The organism is Lichenicoccus sp., from assembly GCF_965276875.1.
In the GTDB taxonomy this organism is placed as follows: Bacteria; Pseudomonadota; Alphaproteobacteria; order Acetobacterales; family Acetobacteraceae; genus Lichenicoccus.
On the sequence record NZ_OZ255701.1, the window covers coordinates 2844512 to 2866204 of the forward strand.

Genomic DNA, 21693 nt, shown 5'->3' on the forward strand with positions numbered 1-21693 from the left:
GAGCGGAGCACAGCGTTAACCTGCTGATGACCGAGCGAAAAGGGCCCCGCCCTCCCGTAATTCTGGTGGTCGACGACGAAGCCTTGCTGCGGGAGCTCGCCAGCGAGCATTTCGAGGATGCCGGCTACGAGGTGATTGAGGCGGAGAACGGAGCCGCCGCCCTCAGTGCAATCCAAGCCCGGCCCGACATCCGCGCGGTGTTCACCGACGTGCAGATGCCCGGTCCGCCGGACGGTATTGCGCTCGCGCGCACGGTGCATGAAGCCTCGCCACACTGCGCCATCGTCGTGGTCTCCGGACGCGCCCTGCCGGAACGCGGTGCGCTGGCCGAAGGCGTGCGCTTCGTCACCAAGCCCTATGCCGGCGCGGACATCGTGCGCATGGTCAGCGAAATGATCGGCCATGACGGCCAGCCGGCTACATCCGGTTGAACGCGTCCAGGGCCGCGATCTTGTAGGCTTCCGCCAAGGTCGGATAGTTGAACGTGTTCTCGATGAAGTAGTCGATCGTGCCATGCAGGTTGAGCACCGCCTGGCCGATATGGACGAGCTCGGTCGCCCCCTCGCCGATAATGTGCACCCCGAGCAGGCGTCCGTCGGCGGTTGCGAAGATCATTTTCATCATGCCACCGCGCAGCCCCATGATATGGCCGCGCGAGGTTTCTCGCAGGCGGGCGATGCCGCACTCGTAGGGGATACGCTGCGCGCGCACCTGCTCCTCGGTCATTCCCACCGTCGAGATCTCGGGCACCGCATAGATACCGTAGGGGAAGAACTTTGGCGCCGGTGGGAGCTTCAAACCGAAGGCGTGGCAGGCGGCGATCCGGCCCTGCTCCATCGAGGTCGAGGCGAGGCTCGGAAAGCCGATCGCATCGCCCGCGGCATAGATGCCGGCAACCGTGGTCTGCAGGGTCGCCTCATCGACCGCGATACGCCCGCGCGCGTCGGGCGCGATCCCGAGCGCCTCCAAGCCCAATCCATCGGCCGCGACCGTGCGCCCGGCGGCATAGAGCAGCATCTCCGCCCGCACCACGCGGCCGCCATCGAGCCGGACCACGGCGCGGCCCTCCTCGATGGTGCCCCTCTCTATGGCGACCTCCTCGACCTTCGAGCCCAGGCGCAGCGCCACCCCGCGGTCGCGCAGCTCGTGCACCAGCTCCTCGATGATCTCGCGGTCGATGAAGTCGAGAAAGGTCGACCGCCCCTCGATGAGCGTTACCTTGACGTCCAGCGCGCTGAAGATGGTCGCGTACTCCACCCCGATGACCCCGGCGCCGACCACGATCAGGCTGCGCGGCAGCCGGTCGATATGGATGAGCTCGTCGCTGTCGAGCACGATGCTGCCGTCGAACGGCACGTCGTCCGGACGGCGGGTCACCGTGCCGCACGCGATCAGCACTTTGCCGGCATGGATGCGCCGGGTCTCGCCCGCCGCCATCACCACCTCGATCTCGTTCGGGCTGCACAGGCGGGCGCCGCCGCGCAGCGTCTCGACGCGGTTGCGGGTGAGCTGGTGCTCGAGCACATCCACCTCGAAGCCCAGCGTCTTGTCGAGGCGCTCGGTGAGGTCGCTGGCGGCGATGTCGTGACGGGCGCGATAGCCGGTGCCGTAGAAGCCGCGCTCGCGAAAGCCGGTCAGGTTGAGCACGGTCTCGCGCAGCGTCTTCGACGGGATGGTGCCGGTATGCACGCACACGCCGCCGACCCGCTTGTCCTTTTCGATGACCAGCACCGAGCGTCCGAGCTTGGCCGCCTGCACCGCCGCCCTGCGGCCGGCCGGGCCGCTGCCGATCACGACGAAGTCGAAATGGTCACCCATTGTCTCAGCCGAGCCGGATTTCGCGCAGCCGCTGCGCCAGGTAGTCGTGCGCGGTGATCGGCTCCGGATAGTGGTTGACACCTTCGCTGGCCACACAGCCCGGCAGCGCGCGGATCTCGTACTCCATGTTCAAGGCAAGGAAGAACGGCATGGAATAACGGCTGACATGCGCCGCCTCCGTTCGGGGATTGACGACTCGGTGGGTCGTCGACGGATAGACCCGGTTGGTCAGCCGCTGCAGCATGTCGCCGACATTGACCACCAGGCTGTCTGGCGCGGTGTCGATGGGCAGCCACACGCCCTCGCGGGTCAGCACCTGCAGTCCGGGTTCGGTGGCGCCGACCAGGAGTGTGATCAGGCTGATGTCCTCATGCGCCTCGGCGCGCACCGCCGGCAGGTCGGACGTTTGCACCGGCGGATAATGCAGCGCGCGCAGGATAGAGTTTCCGTGATCGGTGAGGCCTGCGAAGAAATCCGCGTCTTCGCCGAGATCCTCGGCGATGGCAGAGAGCACGAGGCTGCCCGCTTGTTCCAGTGACGCATACAGCGCCAGCGCCTGGTCGCGGAAGGCGGGGATTTCCGCCGGCCAGACATTCTCGTCGCGCCCGACATGGAAGAACTCCTTGAGGTCGGGGATGTCGCTGGTGCGCGCGGTCTCCACCTTGCAGCCGACATAGCCGCGATTGCCGGCGGCGTAGCGCTGCTTCGCCGCCTCCGGCAGCGCGAAGAACTGCCGGGTCTCGTTGTAGGCCACCTCGACAAGCGCGCCGTCGATCCCGTGATGGCTGAAGCAGCAGAAGCCGAAGCGCCGATACGCCTCGCCCAGTTCGGCCACCATGCTGCCGCGGTCGGCATCGAGGCGGCGCAGGTCAAGAGTGGGAACGCGCTGCATCGGGCAAATCCTGCAAGCCGTGGTCGGAAACTGCAACATACATCTGCCAAGCCGGATGGGGTCATGTCATCCTGCCATGATGTTCGGCAGCAACATTCTCGACGTCCTGCTGGGCGTCGTCTTCACCTTCCTCGCGGTCAGCATGGCGGCCAGCGCGATCACCGAGAGCATCGCCTCGCTGTTCAAGCTGCGCCAGAAGACCCTGCTCGCCGGCGTCAAGGCGCTGCTGAACGATCCTGGCTTCGATGGCCTGGCGCACGAGATCTATGCGCACGCGCTGGTCAATCCGCTCGCCCCCGGTGCGGACTCCAGGATACGGCCCGCCTATATCCCGCCGCGTGGCTTCGCGCTCGCCTTGCACGACGTGCTGCAGGCCCGCGACCCGAACCGGCCGATCGGCGAGATCGTCAGCGCGATGGCCGACCCGCAGCTCCGCCAGGCGCTGCTGGCGCTGCTGGCCGCGGCCGACAACCGGGTGCCGGTGTTCCAGATCGAGCTCGCAGGCTGGTTCGAAGCGGCGATGGAGCGGGTCAGCGGCTGGTACAAGCGACAGACCCAGGCGATCGCCTTCGCGGTGGGCTTCGTGATCGCCGCCATACTTAACGCCGACGTGCTGCACGTCACCCAGACGCTGTGGACACGCCCGGTGCTGGCGGAGATGCTGACACTCGGGCTGCGTGGCGACCGACCGGACTTCGACCGGGTCGTCGGCCGCCTCGATGCCAGCACCCTGCTCGGCTGGAACGGCTGGCAGACCGATCCGCGCCATCACGGCATCGGCCTGCTGCTGATGCTAGTCGGCTGGCTGATCGCCGCCGCCGCCTCGCTGTTCGGCGCCCCGTTCTGGTTCGATACGCTGCAACGGGTGATCTGGATACGCGGCACCGGCAGTGTGACCCCGAAGAGCACGCTGTAGGCGTTCGCCTCGCCAGGTTTTGCTGGAAGTGACCCAGGTTTTGCTGAAAGTGACGTTGGCTCATGCCGGCACGGGCCAGGTTTCCAATCGGCTTCTTGCCGACAACGGCTGCATGACTTACTTCATGCTCAATGCGGTGCGTGAAATCACTCTACATGCTGCTGTTGGCGGCTGTTCTTGTCGTCGGGCTGCCGTTTCACGCAGCGGCTGGCGGTATGGCTCATCAACCGACACCCATGGTCCGGATGGTCCCCGCATCGGTTTTGCCGCCCGCCGTTTCATGCGCCGGGCATGATCCCCGCAGCGACTCCGGCCTTCTCTGCCAAATGGCCTGCGCGACCTACACCGCGGTCGTAGCACTTCCGGTGGGTGCCGAATCCGACCTTGCCGTGTTACCGGTTGGTTACGCGACTGTCGCACGACAATCCCATGTTGGCGCGGCACCGCGTCCCGACCCTTTTCCTCCCAGACAGCTTAACGTCGCCTAGGCACGCGAACGAAATAGTCCGCGTGTTCCAGCAGTCATGATCTGACTGTCTGCTCCGGCGACCGTCTGCGTGACATAGCGTCAATGCACCCGCCGGATCAGGCCGCTGCGCCGCCAGCAGGCAGGAACCCGGCAAGCTGGGAAGTTCAACCCCCATGAAGTCGTTCAACCTCTCGCGTCGTAGCCTCGTCCAGGGGCTTGCGGCAGCATCCGCCTTGTCTGCCCTTGGCGACCTGCCGGGATCGGCACGTGCAGCCGCTTATCAGCCAGAACTCAGCGGCGACCAGTTCGATCTCACCATCGGCAGCAAGCCGGTCAGGGTGGCCGGTCGTCGCTCCGTCGCAACGCTCGTCAATGACATGCTGCCCGGTCCGGTGCTGCGCTGGCGCGAGGGCGACACGGTCACACTCAGGGTGCGCAATACGCTGTCCGTGCCGACCTCGATCCACTGGCACGGCATCCGCTCACCGTCCGACATGGACGGAGTGCCGGGTCTCAGCTTTCGGGGCATTATGCCCGGCGAGACCTTCACCTACCGCATCCCGCTGCGGCAGAGCGGCACCTATTGGTATCACAGCCACTCCGGCATGCAGGAGCAGACCGGCCTCTACGGCGCCCTTGTGGTCGAACCACGCAATGGTGCGATCACGCACGCCGACCGCGACTACGTGGTGATGCTGTCCGACTGGACCGACCAGAGTCCGGAGATGATCGTCAGCAACCTCAAGCAGGAGAGCGACTACTACAACCGCGGCCAGCGCACGCTGGGCAGTTTTGTCGCTGACGCCGAACGTCGCGGTCTGCGCCATACCATCGCCGACCGTCTCGCCTGGAGCGGAATGCGGATGAGCCCGACCGACATCGCCGACGTGAGCGGCGCCACCTATACCTACCTGCTGAACGGCACCGCGGCCGGCGCCAACTGGACCGGGTTGTTCCGCCCTGGCGAGCGCGTGCGTCTGCGCCTGATCAACGGCTCGGCGATGACGTTCTTCGACGTGCGTATTCCCGGCCTGAAGATGTCGGTGGTCGCCGCCGACGGCAACGAGGTCGTGCCGGTCGCGGTGGACGAGCTGCGCATCGGGGTGGCCGAGACCTATGACGTGATCGTCGAGCCGACGGCGGACAAGGCCTACACGATCTTTGCCCAAAGCCAGGACCGCTCCGGCTTCGCGCGCGGCACGCTGGCGCCGCACGCGGGCATGACCGGGCCGATCCCTGCCATGGATCCGCGCCCGTTGCGCAGCATGGCCGATATGGGAATGGGCGGCGTGGCCATGGGCGGCGGCAGGATGGGGGGAGCTGCAATGTCCTCGATGAGCATGGGTGCGATGGCGATGGCGCCCACCGCGCACAGCGATCCCGTGGCCGAAAAGCTCAAGGGCCGCATCGCCGTGGACAATGTCGCGATGGCGCCGATCAACAGGCTGGGCGAAGCCGGGGTCGGCCTCGATGGCAACGGCAGGCGGGTTCTGCGCTACACCGACCTGCGCGCCGTGCGCCCTGGCACCGATGCGCGGCCCCCCTCGCGCGAGATCTTGCTGCATCTGACCGGCAACATGGAACGCTACATGTGGGGCTTCGACGGCAAGACATTCTCCGAGGCCGAGCCGATCCGCCTGAAATTGGGCGAGCGGGTGCGCTTCACGCTGATCAACGACACCATGATGGAGCATCCGATCCATTTGCACGGGCTGTGGAGCGAGCTGGAAAACGGCCAGGGCGCGTATCGGCCCTACAAACACACCATCATCGTCAAACCTGGCGAAAGGCTGAGCTACCTGGTCACAGCCGACGCGCCGGGCCATTGGGCCTATCACTGCCACCTGCTCTACCACATGGAAATGGGCATGTTCCGCACGGTGATCGTGGCATGAACCGGACATTGCGCGCCATGCTCGCCACCCTTGGCGTCCTTGCCGCGGCGGCAATCCTCGGCGGCGTCAGGCAATCTCGCCGATCGTGCCAGGATCGTCGCCGGCACCTCGCACTTCGTCGCCCACTGCGCGGAATGCCACTCGGCCCCGGGCGTCGCGGCGGAGGATTTGGCGGAGGGGATGTATCCGAAGCCGCCGGTCCTGACCCACGTCGCAAGCCGCCGGACCCCGGCCGAGCTGTTCTGGATCCTCAAGCATGGCATCAAGATGTCAGGCATGCCGGCCTGGGGCGACCATGGCGATCCGGCACTCTGGAACATCGTCGCCTTCCTCGAACATCTGCCCGACACCGACGCGCGGCAATACGCTGAGCTGACGCGCGAAGCCGCGGCTGCCGGCGGCCATCACATGCACGGCGCGGCCGCGATGGGAGGCATGGATATGAGCGCTCACCATCAGCCTGGACCAGCGCCTTGAGCTTCCAGCCGAGCAACATACGGCCTGATTGCACTGCCAAAGGATCACTCCGATGAGTCGCATTCTTCCAGAAACAAGCCTGCCTCGTAGACGCTTCGTTCAGGGTGTCGCGGCACTCGGCGCGACCGCGGCGGTGGGCTGGCCCAGCCGTTCCGCCTTCGCCCGCTCCCAGGCCAGCAATCCCGCGGTGCTGAGCGGCACCCATTTCGATCTGCGGCTCGACCGCATGACCGTCAACAAGACCGGTACACCAAGCTGGGCCAACGCCATCAATGGCGGCGTGCCAGGTCCGGTGCTGCGCTGGCGCCAGGGCGACATCGTGACCCTGAATGTCACCAACAACCTGCCGGAGGTGACCGGAGTCCACTGGCATGGGATCATCCTGCCCAACAACATGGACGGCGTCCCCGGTCTCGAGTTTCCCGGCATCCAGCCGGGCGAGACCTTCACCTACCGCTTCCCGGTCGTCCAGAGCGGCACCTACTGGTACCACAGCCATATGGGCTACCAGGAACAAAAGGGCGCCCTCGGCGCGCTGGTGATCGAGCCGGAGGGCGAGCCGCTGATCCAGGCCGACCGCGAGCACGTCATCCTGCTCGAGGACTGGATGGATGGCGACCCGTATGTTGTCCAGAACGACCTCAAGCATATGAGCAGCTTTTGGAACTACAATCGGCGCACGCTCGGCACCTTTGTCGATGACGCGAGGCAGAGCGGCCTCGGCCCCACCATCAAGGAGCGCCTGCGCTGGGCTGACATGCGGATGGACCCGACCGGCCTCGCCCAGCCCACGGGAGCCTTCTACACCTATCTGATGAACGGCCAGCCGCCGAAGGCGAACTGGACGGCCCTCTTCCGGCCCGGCGAGCGGGTGCGGCTGCGGATCATCAACGGGTCGGCCATCACCTACTACGACGTCCGCATCCCCGGCTTGACCATGGAAGTGGTGCAGGTGCACGGCAACGACGTGGTGCCGGTGCCGGTGGACGAGCTGCGCATCGGCGTCGCCGAGGTCTATGACGTGATCGTACGTCCGACAGAAAACCGCGCCTACACCATCTTCGCCCAGGATTTCGAGCGCAGCGGCTATGCCCGCGGCACACTCGCGCCACGCGCCGGCATGGTGGCGGCGATCCCACCCATGGACGCGCCGGCGCTGCGGTCGATGACCGACATGGGCATGCCGAAGATGATGCCGGACCAGGTCGACGCCTCCACGCCAGAGCGCACGCGCATCGACGCCATTATGGGCAAGATGGACGGCAAGCCGGACGCGCAACAGAAAGCCCGGCTCGCCGCCTATCAGCCGATGGCGATGCGCCCGATGGGCGGCCCCAAGCTCCACCCGGGCGTCGAGAATATCTACGTCGCCAAGATGCCGGACGACCGGCTGGCGCTGCCGGGCGACGGACTCAACTATCTGGCCGGCAAACGACGCATCCTGACCTACGGGGATCTGCGCTCCGTCAACCCAGGCTTGGATAAGCGGCCGCCGACCCGCGAGATCGTGCTCAATCTGACCGGCAACATGCAACGCTTCATCTGGGGCTTCAACGGCAAGAAATTCAGCGAGGTCGGTCCGATCGACGTCAAACTCGGTGAGCGCTTCCGCATACGCTACATCAACAACACGATGATGAGCCATCCGATCCACCTGCACGGCATGTGGCAGGAACTCGAGAACGGCGGCGGCGAGCACCGGCCTTATCTGCATACCGTCAACGTCAAGCCGGGGGAGAATATCAGCGTGCTGGTGACACCGCTGGCGACCGGACAGTGGCCGCTGCATTGCCATGTGCTGTACCACTTCGAGGCGGGCATGTTTCGTACGCTCCGGGTGCTGCCGGCATGAGGGCCGTAGGTTACGCGGGGCTATCGCCGCTGCTTGGCGCGCTGCTCGGGCTGGTCGCGGCCAGTCCGGCGCGCGCGCAGCTCTTCGGCACCTCCCTGGGCACGAGCACGCTGCATGGTGCGGCACCCTTCGGCAATCCGATTGACGATTCGCGGCTATATGTGCACGGCTATTTCGACCAGCTTGAGGGACGCTTCGGCCAGGGGAGTTACTTGCGCTGGGACGGACAGGCCTGGATCGGCAACGACTACAACAAGCTCTGGCTGAAGTCCGAAGGGCGATACAATGTTGACCGGAAGGGTCAGACTTCAGACGGTGATCAGGAACTGCTCTACGACCGGCCGATCACCACCTTCTTTGACGTCCAGGCCGGCGTGCGCGTCGATCTTGACAACCTGCCCGCTCGCACCTGGGCAGCACTCGGCGTCCAGGGCCTCGCGATCGGTTTCTGGAACGTGGAAGCCACCGCCTATGCCAGCGACGGCGGCCACTACGCCTTGCGCACCAACGCCTCTTACGATCTCTATCTTACCCAGCGCGTCGTGTTGCAGCCGCAATTCGAAACCAATTGGTACACCACCGAGGATCGCGGACGCCAGGTGGGCGCCGGGCTGTCCGACATCGACATGGGCCTGCGCCTACGCTACGACATCACCCGTAAACTGGCACCCTATATCGGCGTCGCCTACCAGCGCTATTTTGGCGGCACCGAAGGCTTGGTGCGCGAGCAGGGTGGCCGTATCAACGACGTTCGTTTTGTCGCGGGACTTCGTACCTGGTTCTGAGGCGCCAGCATACAACAGATCGGACTGCTCTCGTCCGGCTGGTCATTGGGGTTTGTGGCGGCCTGTATCTTTGTCGGAAGAGTGTCGAGTGCGGTCGGACATGTGCGCGGCTTTGCCGGCCTGGCTGCGGTCAGCGCCTCGGCGGCGCTGCTTCTGCTGCCGTTGGATAATCAGGTTGTCTGGATCGTCCTGCGTGTCGTCATCGGGTTCTGCTTCGGTGGTCTCTCCATCATCATCGAAAGCTGGCTTAACGACCGCAGCGACAGCAGCCGACGCGGCGGCCTGCTTGCCGTCTATATGACCGTGGGTTTGCTGGCCTCGCTCGCCGGCACTCTCAGCGCCGCACTCGTCGATCCGATGGCAGGATTTGCCTACACGTTGATGGTGCTGGCACTGGTGCTATCGATTGTGCCGATCACCCTGACGCGCGCGCCGCAACCAAAACCGATTAGGCCGTTCTCGATCAAGTTGCTGGCACTCTAACAGGTCTCGCCTTCGGGCGTCTTCGGTTGCCTCTGCGCGGGACTTGCGATCGGCGCATGGCGAGGGCCGCTTCCATCTTACGGGCTGTCCCCAGGGCTATCGCCGTCCTCACTCAGGGTTGCTGGACTTCGCAATGTTACCGGGTTGGTTGTCGATCAGTCGATCAAGCTGCGTACAGGCCGCCTGCATGTCGTTCCGATCTGATGCTGCCTGAGCCGTCCGCGGTAACCGCCTGCATCGGGCCTCCAGCGCCTTCACGTTCGTATCGCCCGCTGTCTGTGGGTAGGAGGTAATACCCGGCGTGCCGACGCCCGCATTGGCGCGCGACGGCATAGGCTGCGTGCATCCGGCGAGGCCGAGGAGGATTGCCGAGCAAGCTGCCGTAACCCTGGTCGCCGGCATAAGACTCTTCGTCGCCACCAGGATCACCTTGCACCAATTGTCAGACGCAGGAAAAGAGATCCCACGAACAGGCCGTGGCCTCAACACACGTACGCGTAAAATCGCTTCAGCCTGCGCCACTGGTGCTGAGACCTGCTTGGCTTGCAAAGAGGCGCGGCTTTACGGTTGTGTCGCATGAGGGCGCCCTTGCCGTATGGGGTCCATCGTCGCCTAACAGGATTTTGACAATTACAAGGTAACTGGCAGTGAAGCCGGGCGAGCTTGCCGCCATTCTCATGATGCACTGAGATCAGAAAAGCCTAGTGTCGTGATCCTGAAATTCGTAAGAGCGAATTTCAGGATCAGGTCGACACTAGCTTGTTGATTTTGCAGTATGCCGACTGTTCAGAAGGACGCCGACAAAGTCGGCGGACTTCTGAACCGGCACACTAGAGCCGATGCCATCCGACCATCAGCATTGACGAAGGCAAATTGAAACGATGCAGCAATTCGTGTTCAGGATCGGCGATGCCCTGCTTTTGTCGGCCGGCATGGCCTGGGACGTCGGCTGGAGCCTGGCGCTTGGCTTTATCCTGTCCGGAGTCATTCAGGCCGTGGTCTCGCAGGAGCGCATGCGTGAGGCGTTCGGTCGCGATGGTATCCGTGAAATTGCCCTTGCAACCGCTTTCGGCGCTGCGAGCTCAAGTTGTTCCTATGCGTCGGCCGCGGTCAGCCGGACCTTGTTCAAGCGCGGCGCGGCTCTCGTACCCTCCCTGGCCTTCCTGTTTTCGTCCACCAATCTGGTGATCGAGCTCGGGATCATCCTGTATCTGCTGCTTGGCTGGCAGTTCATGGCCGCCGAATGGCTTGGCGGCGTCGTCCTCGTGGGGATCATGGCCGTGCTGGTGCGGGTGACCTATCCGGCCAAGCTGGTTGAAGAGGCGCGCCGCTTCAAGGAAGCCGGCTCCGGTCACGAGCACGCCTCAATGCCGCTGGAAGGGTCCACGATCTGGCAAAAGCTGCGTAATCCGCACCTGCCAATGCGGGTGGCGCAGACCTTCGTCATGGATGCATCCATGCTGTGGAAGGATGTCCTGATCGGCTTCCTGATCGCCGGGCTGTTGGGCGTGTTTGTTCCCAGCAGCTGGTGGGCAGCGGTATTTCTCAAAGGAAGTTCGCCCTGGCTTGCGGTTCCGGCAAACGCCGTGATCGGACCGATCGTGGCGGTCCTGAGTTTCGTCTGCTCGATCGGGAATGTGCCCCTCGCCGCGGTGCTCTGGTCTTCCGGCATCTCCTTTGGTGGCGTCCTGGCCTTCCTCTATGCCGACCTGATCGTGCTGCCGCTGCTCGATGTCTACCGCCGCTATTATGGCTGGCGCATGGCAGCCTATATCGGCACCATCTTCTTTGTGACGGTGGTCCTGTCCGGCCTGTTTATGGATGTCGTGTTCAGGGCACTCGGTCTCGTGCCGTCCGCAAACAACAATATCCGGGCCGAAGTCACGCATTTCAGCCTCAACTATACCTTCTGGCTGAACCTTGTATTTGGCGGGCTCACGATCGCCCTGATCATCATGGCCCGGCGTCATCCGATGCAGCACGACCACGCTACACATGCATCATGACGACCATGAAAGCCACGATGTTGAAGGCGCAAACGAGGGACGGTCATGACCCCTTGGGCCAGGGCACGCCCTACAACAGGCCCTTGAGCCGCAGCATGCCGAAGGCGGCGATGCTGACCATGCAGGTGATGCGGCCGTCGCGGATCATCGCTTCCACCTCGTCCAGCGGAATGCGCCGGGTGATCATGTCCTGCTCGGTGCTCTCCGGCATCGGCGATTGCTGTTCGAGATCGGTCGCGAGGAACACATGGCCCTTCTGGTTGGAGTAGCCGGCTCCCTGGAACAGCACACCGGCATGCTGCATGCGTCCGGCGACGAGGCCGGTCTCCTCGCGCAATTCACCGGCGGCGATGGTCTCTGGTGTCGCCCCCGCACGCTCCTCCCACATCCCCATCGGCAGCTCCCAAAGGCGCTGGCGCACCGGATAGCGATACTGCTGCACCATCGCGAGCCACGGCGCCGGGCCGTCGTCCCCCGGCTCGGCGCCCCCCGGCTCGGTGCCCAACGCCGCGACCACCACGAAATCGTCGCGCTCGACGACGCCGTAGAGCCCCTGCGCGCCGTCCGGCCGGCGGATGATGTCCTCGCGCAGCCGCAACCACTTGTTCTCGTAGGCAATCCGGCTCGACAGCGTGGTGATTTCCGACTTCGTCATGGGCTCCGGCATGACACGATCCGTATCACGCCGCTAGTGTCGTGCAGCTTAACCACGGAGCCATCCCGCCGATGCCGGACCCGATACGCCAAGCCGCTTCCGTCGCCGTGTTCTGCGGATCGCGCTTCGGCGTCAAGGCCGCCTACACGGAGGCGGCGCGCGCCACCGGCGAGGGTCTGGCGCGGGCCGGCATCCGGCTGATCTATGGCGGCGGCAAGGTCGGGCTGATGGGCGTGCTCGCAGATGCCGCGATCGCCGCCGGCGGGCAGGTCAGCGGCGTCATCCCGCACTTCCTTTCGGCGCGCGAGGTTATGCACGAGCACGTTGCCGATCTCACCGTGACGGACTCGATGCACAGCCGCAAGCAGCGCATGTTCGCAGGCGCCGACGCCTTCCTTGTGCTGCCCGGCGGCCTCGGCACCTTCGATGAGGCCATCGAGATCATCACCTGGCGACAGTTGCGCCTGCATGACAAGCCGATCGTCATCGTCGATATCGACGGCTGGGCGCGAACGCTGCTCGCGATAGTCGAGAACGCGATCGACGACGGCTTTGCCGATCCCTCGGCACGCGCGCTGTTCAGCATCGCCACGAGCGTGGAAGCGGCCCTTGCACAATTGCGCACGGTTCGCACCGAGGCTGCTTCGGCCGACATCGAGCGGCTGTAGGCCACATGGCAGAGAGCGTCTTGCCCCGATGCCGCCCCGGCGTTATACGCCGCCGCAGCCGGAGTGTAGCTCAGCCTGGTAGAGCACTGTGTTCGGGACGCAGGGGCCGGAGGTTCGAATCCTCTCACTCCGACCACTTGGCCGACCACTTGGCCGACCACTTGGCCGACCACTTGGCCGACCAATCGGCTCGATGATGGAGCAGCACTGGACCGCGCCCGGCGGCCCCGCCTACCGGCGAATCAACGTGGCCCTGTTCCTCTCCGGCTACGCCACCTTCTCGCTGCTCTACTGCGTGCAGCCGCTGCTGCCGCTGTTCTCGCGGCAATTCCGGCTCGACGCGGCGCAGAGCGCGCTGGCCTTGTCGGTCACCACCGGCTTGCTCGCCCCCTCGATCCTGCTCGCCAGCGCCCTGTCCGAGGCGACCAGCCGCAAGGCGCTGATGGCGGCCTCGCTCACCGTCGCCGCCCTGCTCGACCTGCTCGCGGCCATGGCGCCGAACTGGAGCGTGCTGCTGCTGTTGCGCGCGCTGGAAGGCATCGCCCTCGGCGGCGCGCCGGCAATCGCGATGACCTACCTCGCCGAGGAAATCCATCCCGACGGGCTTGGCCGGGCGATGGGTCTGTATGTCGGTGGCACCGCGATCGGTGGCATGGCTGGGCGCCTGCTGACCGGCTTTGCCGCACAACTCTCCGGCTGGCGCGGCGCGCTTGCCGTGATCGGCCTGCTGGGTGCTGCCAGTGCGTTGGCCTTCATGCTGCTGCTGCCAACCAGCCGCAACTTCCGTGCACGGCCAGGCTTCGATCCGGGCTTCCATCTTGCTGCCTGGACGCGCCAGATGCGAAACCCGTGTCTGCGCGCGCTGTTTGCGATCGGCGGGCTGCTGATGGGGGCGTTCGTGACCTTGTATAATGCGGCGACCTACCGGCTGCTCGCACCCCCCTACCGTCTCGACCAGGCGGAGATCGGCGCCATCTTCACCATCTATTTGCTCGGCACCGCCGCCTCCGCCACCGCCGGCACGCTGGTCGACCGGGTCGGGCGCACCCCCGTGCTGGCCGCGGCACTTGGCACCGCGCTGCTCGGTCTGCTGCTCACGCTGCTGGCGCCGCTGGCACTGGTGATCGGGGGCTTGGCCGTGTTCACCGTCGGCTTCTTTGCCGGACACGCGGTGGCCAGCGGCAGCGTCGGCCGTCTCGCCCGCGGTGAGAAGGCGCACGCCGCCTCGCTCTATCTGCTCGCCTATTACCTCGGCTCCAGCCTGCTCAGCCTGGTTGGCGGTTGGCTCTGGGAGATCGGCGGCTGGCCGGCTGTCGCCTGGTTCTGCGCCGGCCTGCTGCTCGCGGCGTTGATGCTGGGCCGCCTTGCCGCGCCCGTGCTGCTGGCCCCCTTGCTGCTGTTGGCCGCCGGATCGAGCTCCGTGTCGGCGCGCGAAATCCCCTCCTCCTTCATGCAGGCGATGATCCGTGCTGAGAGCGTGAGCCCGGCGCCGGCACCGGCCGACATGCCGCCGATAAGGAGGCTGCGTATCGCCGGCGAGACGGTGCAGCTCGGCACCACCCCGATCGACACGCTGGCCGGCCGGCTTGGCGTCGCCGTCGAGCACCAGGGCGACGCCGGCGACAGCATCTCCTGGTTCTGCGTGCGTCTCGACCTGCTGCCCGGAACGCGCCACGCGCCGCGCGATGCGCATGCGCCGAGCCTGTGGGTGATCGCCGATGCCCAGACCGCGAGCGTGCCGCGCGCGGTGAGCGCCATCGCTCTCGACGCCATCGGCCGGGAGGCGCGGCGCTGTCCGGTGCCGGCGCGCGCGGTTGACCTCACCCTCGATCCACGCATCGCCCGTCCCGGCGCCAGTGCCGCGCACGTAACCAGCCTCTACGGCCAGCGGCCCGCGCGGCGCGGCCGCAGCGCCTACAGCCTGCCCGGCATGCAGCCGGATACCACGCCCCTGACGCTGACGCTGTCGATGCGCAACAACCATGTCGAGACCAGTTGGCTCGCCGAAACCCCGGACAATTGATGCACCCGCTCTCCAGGCTTGCTTTGCTGATCCCGCCGATCCGTCGCCTGCATGACGCCCGCGACCAGCTGCTCGAGGAGCGCGACAGCCTGGCCCTGCAAACGCGGCCGCTCGGATCGAGCCCACTGCACCACTACAACGCCTGTTTCGATGCTGAGGCGATGCTGCACCGCCACGCGGCCCGTGACCTGCGGCCGCACCCGAACAGAATCACCAACTTTCTCGGCGTCCTGGTCGACCCGAAAGTCCTGCCCGCCATCCTCGCCGGCCGTGAAGGCAGCATCGAGCCGATCCCGATCCCGGCGAACTGGCATGCCGATGTCGCCGAGTGGGCGATGGCGCTGCGCGCGGTCGAGCAGGCGCAAGGCCGCTTCATCGTCATCGAACTCGGTTGCGGCTGGGGTTGTTGGATGAACAATACCGGAGTTGCCGCACGTAGGCTGGGCCTGGCCGTGACGCTGATCGGCGTCGAGGGCGATCCCGGCCATATCGCCTACGCCCGCGAGGCGACGGCGGCGAACGGCTTCGATCTCGCCGACGTGATCATCCATCACGGCATCGCCGCCGCCCGCTCCGGCCGCGCCTTGTTTCCCAGGCAGACACCTGGGGGCGCCGATTGGGGGCTTGAGCCGATCTTCGACGCCACCGTCGAGCAGATCGACGAGGCGGTGCGATCGGGCGCCTGCGACGCACTGCCGATGCTGTCGCTGGCCGAGATCATCGGCGCGCGCGAGCGGATCGACCTGCTGCATGTCGATATTCAGGGCGGCGAGGCGGCGCTGATCGCAGGCACCCTCGATATGCTGACCGAGCGCGTCGCGATGCTGCTGATCGGCACCCATTCGCGCCAGATTGAGGGCGAACTGTTCGAACGGTTGCTGTCTGTTGGCTGGATACTGGAGATCGAGCGGCCCGCGATCCTCTCCGTCGGCAGTGCCGCGCCCGTCGTCACGATCGACGGCGTGCAGGGCTGGCGCAATCCCGCTTTACTTCCATGAACCGGATGGAGCGCACATCATGAATGAGAGCCGCACCGAGACCGACAGCATCGGCGCCATCGAGGTGCCTTCGGATCGGCTCTGGGGCGCGCAGACGCAGCGTTCGCTTGCCTATTTCAGCATCGGTCACGAGCTGATGCCGCGCGAGATGATCGCCGGCTATGCCATCCTCAAGCGCGCCGCGGCGGACGCCAACCACGCTCTCGGCAAACTCGCCGATCAGCCGCACGCTCTGATCGTGCAGGTCTGCGACGAAATCCTCGCGGGCCGCCACCGCGAGATGTTTCCGTTGCATGTCTGGATGACCGGCAGCGGCACCCAGTTCAACATGAATGTCAACGAGGTGATTTCCAACCGCGCCTGCCAGCTCGCCGGCACCGCACTCGGCGGCAAGCAGCCGGTCCATCCGAACGACCATGCCAACCTGTCGCAATCCTCCAACGACACCTTTCCCTCAGTGATGCATATCGCGGCGGCAGTCGGAGTGGCCGAGCGGCTGGTCCCGAAAATCGCCTCCCTGCGCGATGCGATCGCGGCCAAAGCCCACGCCTGGTCGCACATCGTCAAGATCGGCCGCACCCATTTGCAGGACGCAACGCCGATCACGCTCGGCCAGGAGTGGTCCGGCTACGCATCCATGCTCGGAGACGACATTGCCCGTCTCAGCGCCGCCCAGGCGGGACTGTATCCGCTGGCACTCGGCGGCACCGCGGTCGGCACCGGCATCAACGCACCACCTGGCTTCGCCGAGGCCGCCTGCTCAAGCATCGCGAAGCTTACCGGCCTGCGCTTCGTCACGGCACCGAACAAGTTCGCGGCCCAGGGCGCGCACGATGCGCTGGTGCAGCTCTCCGGCACGCTACGCACGCTCGCTGTCTCGCTTGCCAAGATGGCGAACGACATCCGCCTGCTCGCCTGCGGCCCGCGCGCCGGCCTCGCCGAATTGCGCCTGCCGGAGAACGAGCCGGGCTCCTCGATCATGCCGGGCAAGGTTAATCCGACTCAGGCGGAAGCGCTGACCATGATCGCAGCACAAGTGATGGCCAACGACGTCGCCGTCGGTATCGGGGGTGCTGGCGGCATGCTCGAGATGAACGTCTACAAGCCGTTGATGATCCACAACATCATGCAGTCGATTACACTGATGACCGACGGCGCCGATAATTTTCGCCGCTTCCTCGTCGAAGGCACCGAGCCCGACCTGGAGCGGATCGCCGAGCACGTCGAGCGCTCGCTGATGCTGGTCACCGCGCTCACCCCGGCGATCGGCTACGACCGCGCCTCGCAGATCGCTCACCACGCGATGACCCACAACCAGACCCTGCGCGAGGCGGCAATGGCGCTCGGCTTCGTCAGCGCCGAAGACTTCGACCGCATCGTTGATCCCGCGCGCATGGTCGGCAACACGTCTTAAACGCGTCGCTGCTGGGTGTGGAGGTGGTTTATGCGACGGCTGAATTCATCACGCCAAAAGAACGGGATCGTCCCGTACCGCTCGTGCCCGCGGTCGAGGCGGTCAGGTTTGCCGCGCGACGGCTCCATGACCTGGGCGTTGCGCATGCGCTTCGCACTGTCGAAGGGCGACCTGGTGACCCAACGTCGGCTTGGCCTCAAGAGGCCTGCATCTCATCCTCGTGCCGTAGCGCCTGCGCAGGTATTGCGGAGTCGTGGCCGAGTTCGCGGAGCATGGTCGCGACCGCCGCTGCCGAGCGGGGCTTGCTGAACAGGTAGCCCTGCAGCTCGCCGCAGCCCTCGCGCAACAGGGCTGCGCGCTGCGCCGCGGTCTCGACCCCCTCGGCATTGATCGCGATGCCGAGTGACCGGCCGAGCCCGATCACGGCCCGTACGATCGCCAGGCAATCCTCGCGTTCCATCATGCCGCTTACGAAGGACTGGTCGATTTTGATCTTGTCGAACGGGAACCTGCGCAGATAGCCGAGCGAGGAATAGCCGGTGCCGAAATCGTCCATCGCGATCCTGACGCCGAGTGCCCGGATCGCATGCAGCGACGCCAGCACCTTCTCGTCGTCGCGCAGCAGCACCGATTCGGTGATTTCCAGTTCCAACCGTCCTGGCGGCAGCCCGGACCCTGCAAGCGCCTCCGTCACCTCATCGAGTAATCCTTCGCGGAACTGCAACGGTGACAGATTGACCGCGACCTTCATCGCGGCAGGCCAGGAGGCGGCGTCCACGCAGGCGCGGCACAGGGCCAGCTTGCCGATCGCCGGCATCAACCCGACCTCTTCGGCAAGCGGGATGAAGACCGCCGGGCTGACCAGTCCGCGCTCGGGATGGCGCCAGCGCAGCAATGCCTCGAAGCCGGAGATACGCTCGCCGTTGCGCATCAGCGGCTGGTAGAACAGCTCGAACTGCTGCTCGACGATACCGCGCCGCAGGTCCTGCTCGAGCATTTGGCGCGCCTGCATGGCAGTGTCCATCTCCGCCTCAAAGAAGCAGAAGCCGCCGCGATCGCTTGCCTTGGCACGATACAGCGCGAGGTCGGCCCGGGTGAGCAGCGCATCCGTGGTCGCCGCTCCGTCGTGCGTGAGGGCAACGCCGACACTGGCGCCGATCACGATCTCACGCTGCTCGATCTCGAACGGCGCCGACAGCGCCGCGATGATCCGTTGCGCCAGCATCGTCGCCGCTGCCGGCTGGCTGATACCGTCCAGACCGGCAACCTCCTGGACGATCGCGAACTCGTCGCCACCGAGCCGCGCGACCAGGTCGCCCTTGCGCACGCACTCGCGTATGCGCGCAGCCGCGGCGCGAAGCAGACCGTCGCCGATGCCGTGGCCGAGTGTGTCGTTGACCACCTTGAAGCGGTCGAGGTTCAGGCAAAGCACCGCCAGCCCGCGTGCCGCATTGGTTTGCGGCTCGCTCCGGGCAGTTTCCGCCAAGGCGCGGGTAACGTGTTCGACGAACGACAAACGGTTCGGCAGGCCGGTGAGAAGGTCGTGCCGCGCCATGTGCGCAAGGCGCGCCTCGGTGGCGCGACGTTCGGTGATGTCTTCGTAGGTGGCGACCCAGCCGCCGCCGGCGACGGTCTGTTGCGCGACCGCGATGCTGCGCCCGTCGGCAAGGTCGCAGGTGAACGCCGGCAATGCGCCCCCGCGCGAAATCTCCGCCACCGCGGCGAGGCCGGCCGTGCGCAGGACGTCATCCGAGCACGCGCCGAGTTCGGGCGCCCCAAAGATCTCGGCGAAGCGGAGATTGGCAACCTGCAGCCGTCCTTTTGCGTCGAACAGACAGAGCCCCTGGTTCATGTTGGCCAGCGCCGCCTGCATCTGCGCGTGCCGCGCCGCGATCTCGCCGGCATGGCTTGCCGCCTGCTCGTCCATCAGCGTCTGGATTTGCGCCATGCCCGACGCGATCGCCGACTGCATCATCGAGAGCGCGCGCAGCAGGTCCGCGGTCTCGCCGCGTCCCTTCGCGGGGATGTCGTTGTCGAGCCGTCCGGCGGCGATCGACTGCGCAATTCGCACCGCGCGCCGCACCGGCGGAGCGATCAATCGGCTGAGCAGCATGGTAATAGTGAGGGCCGCGAGCAGGCTGCCGCCGATCGCCAGCGACGTCCGCCGCACCTGCTTCTTCACCAGCAGGCTGACGCGCTGGCGATAGCGGAAACCGTCATCGGCAAAGGTCTCGACGAGGCGATCGAAGTCGTGCTGCACGGCGGCGGCCTCGCCAGGGTGCGCTGCAAGCCGCGGCAGCAGCGACCCGGCGCGTGTGCGCAGGGCTGCCGCCTGCGCGCGTCCCTGGACCGACACGGCGCGGTCGCGCACCACATCGAGATCGTCGAGCACCTCTTGCGTTTGAGCGGCAACGTGAGGGTCGGCAGGCCGATCCGGATCGGCGGCCAGGCGCGCGAAGTCGATCTGGGCTTCGCGCAGATAGCTGACCGCCATGAAGGCGTTGTCGTAGATGTCCAGGGCTACGCCGCCGAGGCGGCGCTCGGCGGCCTGCGCGAATAGGCCGAGCAATCCCGTCAGCACCGTGAGTGCCAGGCAACCTGCCAGTATCTTTGAGCGGATCGACATGCGAGGGCGCTCAGCGCACGACGACGCGCAGGTGCATCTTCGGGTGGATACGGCATTGCACGTCGAACGTGCCCGGGCGGCGGAAAGTGACCACCACGGTTTGTCCCGGCTCCTGCTCGTCGGATTCGTAAGCGAAGGTGGGCGCGCTTACAAAGACCTGGTGGGCGAATTCGTCATCGTCGGTGAAGCGAACGGAGTCCCCGACGTGGATGTGGACTTCCCTGGTCATAAAGGCGCGGTCCTTTTGCGAGACCACGATCGTGCTGCCGGCGAGTGCAGGCACTGTGATAAGTGAGAGGATCGCACACGCCGCAAGCGTGCGTCTAACGCGTGACAATGTCGCGCTCCATGGGTGCGAGCCTGGCGAGCAGGCGATTCTGGGTCCAGAACGGAATGCCGGTGCGGTCCATCGCCGTCTGCAGGTCCTCGACGACAGCATTGAAGCGCGCCTGGTCGATATGCAGCCCCTTGTGCGACGCCGCCATCGAGCGGCCCTTGTAGACGCACGGACCACCGGTCAGGGCGCACAGGAAGCTGACGAAGTGCGGCTCCAGGAAGGAGCGGTTGATATTGTCGAAATCGGCATGCAGACGCGGATCGGTAAAGTAGAGCGTCATCGCGGCATCGGTGATGCGGGCAATGCCGCGATGCGCGCCAAGGTCGTCGTAGAGCGTGTCGCGGGCCATCGCGGACGTGGTGGTGCCGAGCAGGGCTGCGAGCAGAAGCAGGATTCGCATGCGTGTCCCCTAGAATCCGGTTTGCAGGGAGAGGTAGACGCCGTTCTGGTCGCCCTGGCGGGCGATGGGGCCGAGGGCGAGGAAGGCCAGCGTCGCCGAGAGGTGCTTGCCCAGAAAGCAGGCGACGAACGCATCGAAGGCGGTGCCCTCAGCGGCGAAGCCGAGATTGTCCGGCTTGGTGCGGACCTCGCCGCCGACGGCGAGCCAGCGTCTGAGCAGCAGGGCCGCCGAGCCTTCGAACTGGGCGCTGTAGGTACGGTTGCGGTCGCCGCCGAAACCGAGCAGTCCGAACTGATTGGCGCGGGTGGCGAGCACGGTCGCATTGACCAGCAGGCTCTGTGCCAGGAACAGCTTGGTGGCGGCGATATAGACATCCGCGCCGTCTGGGCTGGAGGCGCCGAGCGAGGCGAGCAGCGCGTGGCTGCCCGCGGCCTTGAACTGCGCGCCGATGGCGATCTGCGGCAGCCAGCGATCCTGGTCCCAGACGGCGTCGCCGATCAGCCGCAGCTTGGCGCCAACGACATCGAGATTGAACTGATAGCCGCGTCCGACCCCGAGCCGGGCGCCGGCGTTGCCGGTGTCGAACCATTCATGCGCGTAGGAGAGTTCCAGCCGGTCATACAGGCCGATGCTGGCGCCGACCGAGGACAGCGCGAAGTCCGGCAGGGCTACATAGGTGCCGTGTAGTGTGCCGCCGATGGCGTCACGGGTGCCGTAGCCGCTGATCACCGCCCAGGGTGCGAGGCCGCCGCCGGCGGCGCCCTCGATCTGGCTGACCCCGGATGTTGCCAGCAGGCGTGCGCTGTCCTGCGCGCGGCCGGCGCTGGCGCAGACGACGAGCAGGAGAGCCCATGCGATCGCGAGCTGCGACAGCCTGTTGAGAGAGATGCCGCCCATCGTGCTTCCGTCATTGCATCGTCGCAATGGAGGATGCGGGTCCGACGTTAAGATTGGGTAAAGTGAGCCGACTCATACCGGC

General features: G+C 65.9%; 20 protein-coding genes and 1 tRNA gene. 14 read left to right on the forward strand and 7 right to left on the reverse strand.

Features of this window, described 5'->3' with window-relative positions:
* Nucleotides 1-26: 26 nt before the first annotated feature.
* Nucleotides 27-431 carry a response regulator gene (locus ACQY4K_RS13795; protein WP_428390770.1) on the forward strand — a complete coding sequence of 135 codons (405 nt, stop codon included), beginning with the start codon at nt 27-29 and terminating at the stop codon, nt 429-431.
* Here ACQY4K_RS13795 and sthA read toward each other — a convergent pair.
* Both sthA and ACQY4K_RS13805 read right to left on the reverse strand, forming a co-directional pair.
* Nucleotides 418-1818 carry a Si-specific NAD(P)(+) transhydrogenase gene (gene sthA, locus ACQY4K_RS13800; RefSeq protein WP_428390771.1) on the reverse strand — a complete coding sequence of 467 codons (1401 nt, stop codon included), beginning with the start codon at nt 1816-1818 and terminating at the stop codon, nt 418-420. The genes ACQY4K_RS13795 and sthA overlap by 14 nt on opposite strands.
* A 4-nt stretch (nt 1819-1822) precedes the next feature.
* On the reverse strand, nt 1823-2710 hold the full coding sequence (locus ACQY4K_RS13805; RefSeq protein WP_428390772.1) for an isopenicillin N synthase family dioxygenase: 888 nt from the start codon (nt 2708-2710) through the stop codon (nt 1823-1825).
* Between the two features lie 76 nt (nt 2711-2786).
* Between ACQY4K_RS13805 and ACQY4K_RS13810 the strand changes: the two genes are divergently transcribed.
* The 8 genes from ACQY4K_RS13810 to ACQY4K_RS13845 all read left to right on the forward strand — a co-directional run bounded on the left by ACQY4K_RS13810 (nt 2787) and on the right by ACQY4K_RS13845 (nt 11593).
* A complete protein-coding gene (locus ACQY4K_RS13810) occupies nt 2787-3626 on the forward strand; it encodes a hypothetical protein (protein ID WP_428390773.1) in 840 nt (279 codons plus the stop codon).
* A 19-nt stretch (nt 3627-3645) separates the two neighbouring features.
* Nucleotides 3646-3921, forward strand: coding sequence for a hypothetical protein (locus ACQY4K_RS13815; RefSeq protein ID WP_428390774.1), 276 nt, complete (start codon nt 3646-3648; stop codon nt 3919-3921).
* Between the two features lie 347 nt (nt 3922-4268).
* Nucleotides 4269-5990: a copper resistance system multicopper oxidase gene (locus ACQY4K_RS13820; protein WP_428390775.1), complete on the forward strand. Its 1722-nt coding sequence runs from the start codon at nt 4269-4271 to the stop codon at nt 5988-5990.
* Between the two features lie 30 nt (nt 5991-6020).
* Nucleotides 6021-6467, forward strand: a complete 447-nt coding sequence (locus ACQY4K_RS13825; protein ID WP_428390776.1) for a c-type cytochrome — start codon at nt 6021-6023, stop codon at nt 6465-6467.
* 52 nt (nt 6468-6519) lie between these two features.
* Nucleotides 6520-8319 carry a copper resistance system multicopper oxidase gene (locus ACQY4K_RS13830; RefSeq protein ID WP_428390777.1) on the forward strand — a complete coding sequence of 600 codons (1800 nt, stop codon included), beginning with the start codon at nt 6520-6522 and terminating at the stop codon, nt 8317-8319.
* The gene (locus tag ACQY4K_RS13835) at nt 8316-9104 is read left to right on the forward strand and encodes a copper resistance protein B (RefSeq protein WP_428390778.1); all 789 of its coding nucleotides are present in this window, start codon (nt 8316-8318) and stop codon (nt 9102-9104) included. Before ACQY4K_RS13830 ends, ACQY4K_RS13835 begins: the two co-directional genes overlap by 4 nt.
* A gap of 9 nt (nt 9105-9113) precedes the next feature.
* A complete protein-coding gene (locus tag ACQY4K_RS13840; RefSeq protein ID WP_428396127.1) occupies nt 9114-9587 on the forward strand; it encodes an MFS transporter in 474 nt (157 codons plus the stop codon).
* Nucleotides 9588-10468: 881 nt separating this feature from the next.
* A complete protein-coding gene (locus ACQY4K_RS13845; protein WP_428390779.1) occupies nt 10469-11593 on the forward strand; it encodes a permease in 1125 nt (374 codons plus the stop codon).
* Nucleotides 11594-11663: 70 nt separating this feature from the next.
* On the opposite strand, the gene ACQY4K_RS13850 is transcribed toward ACQY4K_RS13845, so the two are convergent.
* The gene (locus ACQY4K_RS13850) at nt 11664-12248 is read right to left on the reverse strand and encodes an NUDIX domain-containing protein (RefSeq protein WP_428390780.1); all 585 of its coding nucleotides are present in this window, start codon (nt 12246-12248) and stop codon (nt 11664-11666) included.
* Between the two features lie 71 nt (nt 12249-12319).
* Between ACQY4K_RS13850 and ACQY4K_RS13855 the strand changes: the two genes are divergently transcribed.
* From ACQY4K_RS13855 to fumC, 5 genes are all read left to right on the forward strand, one after another.
* Nucleotides 12320-12916 carry a TIGR00730 family Rossman fold protein gene (locus ACQY4K_RS13855; protein ID WP_428390781.1) on the forward strand — a complete coding sequence of 199 codons (597 nt, stop codon included), beginning with the start codon at nt 12320-12322 and terminating at the stop codon, nt 12914-12916.
* Nucleotides 12917-12975: 59 nt separating this feature from the next.
* Nucleotides 12976-13052, forward strand: a tRNA-Pro gene (locus tag ACQY4K_RS13860).
* Between the two features lie 57 nt (nt 13053-13109).
* Nucleotides 13110-14939 carry an MFS transporter gene (locus ACQY4K_RS13865; protein ID WP_428390782.1) on the forward strand — a complete coding sequence of 610 codons (1830 nt, stop codon included), beginning with the start codon at nt 13110-13112 and terminating at the stop codon, nt 14937-14939.
* Nucleotides 14939-15937 (forward strand): class I SAM-dependent methyltransferase, encoded by a 999-nt coding sequence (locus tag ACQY4K_RS13870; protein WP_428390783.1) that lies wholly within the window; start codon nt 14939-14941, stop codon nt 15935-15937. The genes ACQY4K_RS13865 and ACQY4K_RS13870 overlap by 1 nt, the downstream gene beginning before the upstream one ends.
* Before the next feature lie 19 nt (nt 15938-15956).
* Nucleotides 15957-17351: a class II fumarate hydratase gene (gene fumC / locus ACQY4K_RS13875; protein ID WP_428390784.1), complete on the forward strand. Its 1395-nt coding sequence runs from the start codon at nt 15957-15959 to the stop codon at nt 17349-17351.
* A gap of 196 nt (nt 17352-17547) precedes the next feature.
* Here fumC and ACQY4K_RS13880 read toward each other — a convergent pair whose 3' ends face one another.
* The 4 genes from ACQY4K_RS13880 to ACQY4K_RS13895 are packed head-to-tail and all read right to left on the reverse strand — an operon-like array spanning nt 17548 to nt 21611.
* Nucleotides 17548-19977 (reverse strand): putative bifunctional diguanylate cyclase/phosphodiesterase, encoded by a 2430-nt coding sequence (locus ACQY4K_RS13880; protein ID WP_428390785.1) that lies wholly within the window; start codon nt 19975-19977, stop codon nt 17548-17550.
* Between the two features lie 10 nt (nt 19978-19987).
* Nucleotides 19988-20314, reverse strand: coding sequence for a cupredoxin domain-containing protein (locus ACQY4K_RS13885; RefSeq protein ID WP_428390786.1), 327 nt, complete (start codon nt 20312-20314; stop codon nt 19988-19990).
* The gene (locus ACQY4K_RS13890; protein WP_428390787.1) at nt 20301-20714 is read right to left on the reverse strand and encodes a group I truncated hemoglobin; all 414 of its coding nucleotides are present in this window, start codon (nt 20712-20714) and stop codon (nt 20301-20303) included. Before ACQY4K_RS13890 ends, ACQY4K_RS13885 begins: the two co-directional genes overlap by 14 nt.
* 9 nt (nt 20715-20723) lie before the next feature.
* Nucleotides 20724-21611, reverse strand: a complete 888-nt coding sequence (locus ACQY4K_RS13895) for a DUF3034 family protein (protein WP_428390788.1) — start codon at nt 21609-21611, stop codon at nt 20724-20726.
* Nucleotides 21612-21693 lie beyond the last annotated feature (82 nt).

Coding starts and splice junctions, on each gene's coding strand:
- ACQY4K_RS13795 (WP_428390770.1), top strand. CDS start 27: ATGACCGAGCGAAAAGGGCCCCGCCCTCCCGTAATTCTGGTGGTCGAC.
- sthA (WP_428390771.1), bottom strand. CDS start 1,818: ATGGGTGACCATTTCGACTTCGTCGTGATCGGCAGCGGCCCGGCCGGC.
- ACQY4K_RS13805 (WP_428390772.1), bottom strand. CDS start 2,710: ATGCAGCGCGTTCCCACTCTTGACCTGCGCCGCCTCGATGCCGACCGC.
- ACQY4K_RS13810 (WP_428390773.1), top strand. CDS start 2,787: ATGATGTTCGGCAGCAACATTCTCGACGTCCTGCTGGGCGTCGTCTTC.
- ACQY4K_RS13820 (WP_428390775.1), top strand. CDS start 4,269: ATGAAGTCGTTCAACCTCTCGCGTCGTAGCCTCGTCCAGGGGCTTGCG.
- ACQY4K_RS13830 (WP_428390777.1), top strand. CDS start 6,520: ATGAGTCGCATTCTTCCAGAAACAAGCCTGCCTCGTAGACGCTTCGTT.
- ACQY4K_RS13835 (WP_428390778.1), top strand. CDS start 8,316: ATGAGGGCCGTAGGTTACGCGGGGCTATCGCCGCTGCTTGGCGCGCTG.
- ACQY4K_RS13845 (WP_428390779.1), top strand. CDS start 10,469: ATGCAGCAATTCGTGTTCAGGATCGGCGATGCCCTGCTTTTGTCGGCC.
- ACQY4K_RS13850 (WP_428390780.1), bottom strand. CDS start 12,248: ATGACGAAGTCGGAAATCACCACGCTGTCGAGCCGGATTGCCTACGAG.
- ACQY4K_RS13855 (WP_428390781.1), top strand. CDS start 12,320: ATGCCGGACCCGATACGCCAAGCCGCTTCCGTCGCCGTGTTCTGCGGA.
- ACQY4K_RS13865 (WP_428390782.1), top strand. CDS start 13,110: ATGATGGAGCAGCACTGGACCGCGCCCGGCGGCCCCGCCTACCGGCGA.
- ACQY4K_RS13870 (WP_428390783.1), top strand. CDS start 14,939: ATGCACCCGCTCTCCAGGCTTGCTTTGCTGATCCCGCCGATCCGTCGC.
- fumC (WP_428390784.1), top strand. CDS start 15,957: ATGAATGAGAGCCGCACCGAGACCGACAGCATCGGCGCCATCGAGGTG.
- ACQY4K_RS13880 (WP_428390785.1), bottom strand. CDS start 19,977: ATGTCGATCCGCTCAAAGATACTGGCAGGTTGCCTGGCACTCACGGTG.
- ACQY4K_RS13890 (WP_428390787.1), bottom strand. CDS start 20,714: ATGCGAATCCTGCTTCTGCTCGCAGCCCTGCTCGGCACCACCACGTCC.
- ACQY4K_RS13895 (WP_428390788.1), bottom strand. CDS start 21,611: ATGGGCGGCATCTCTCTCAACAGGCTGTCGCAGCTCGCGATCGCATGG.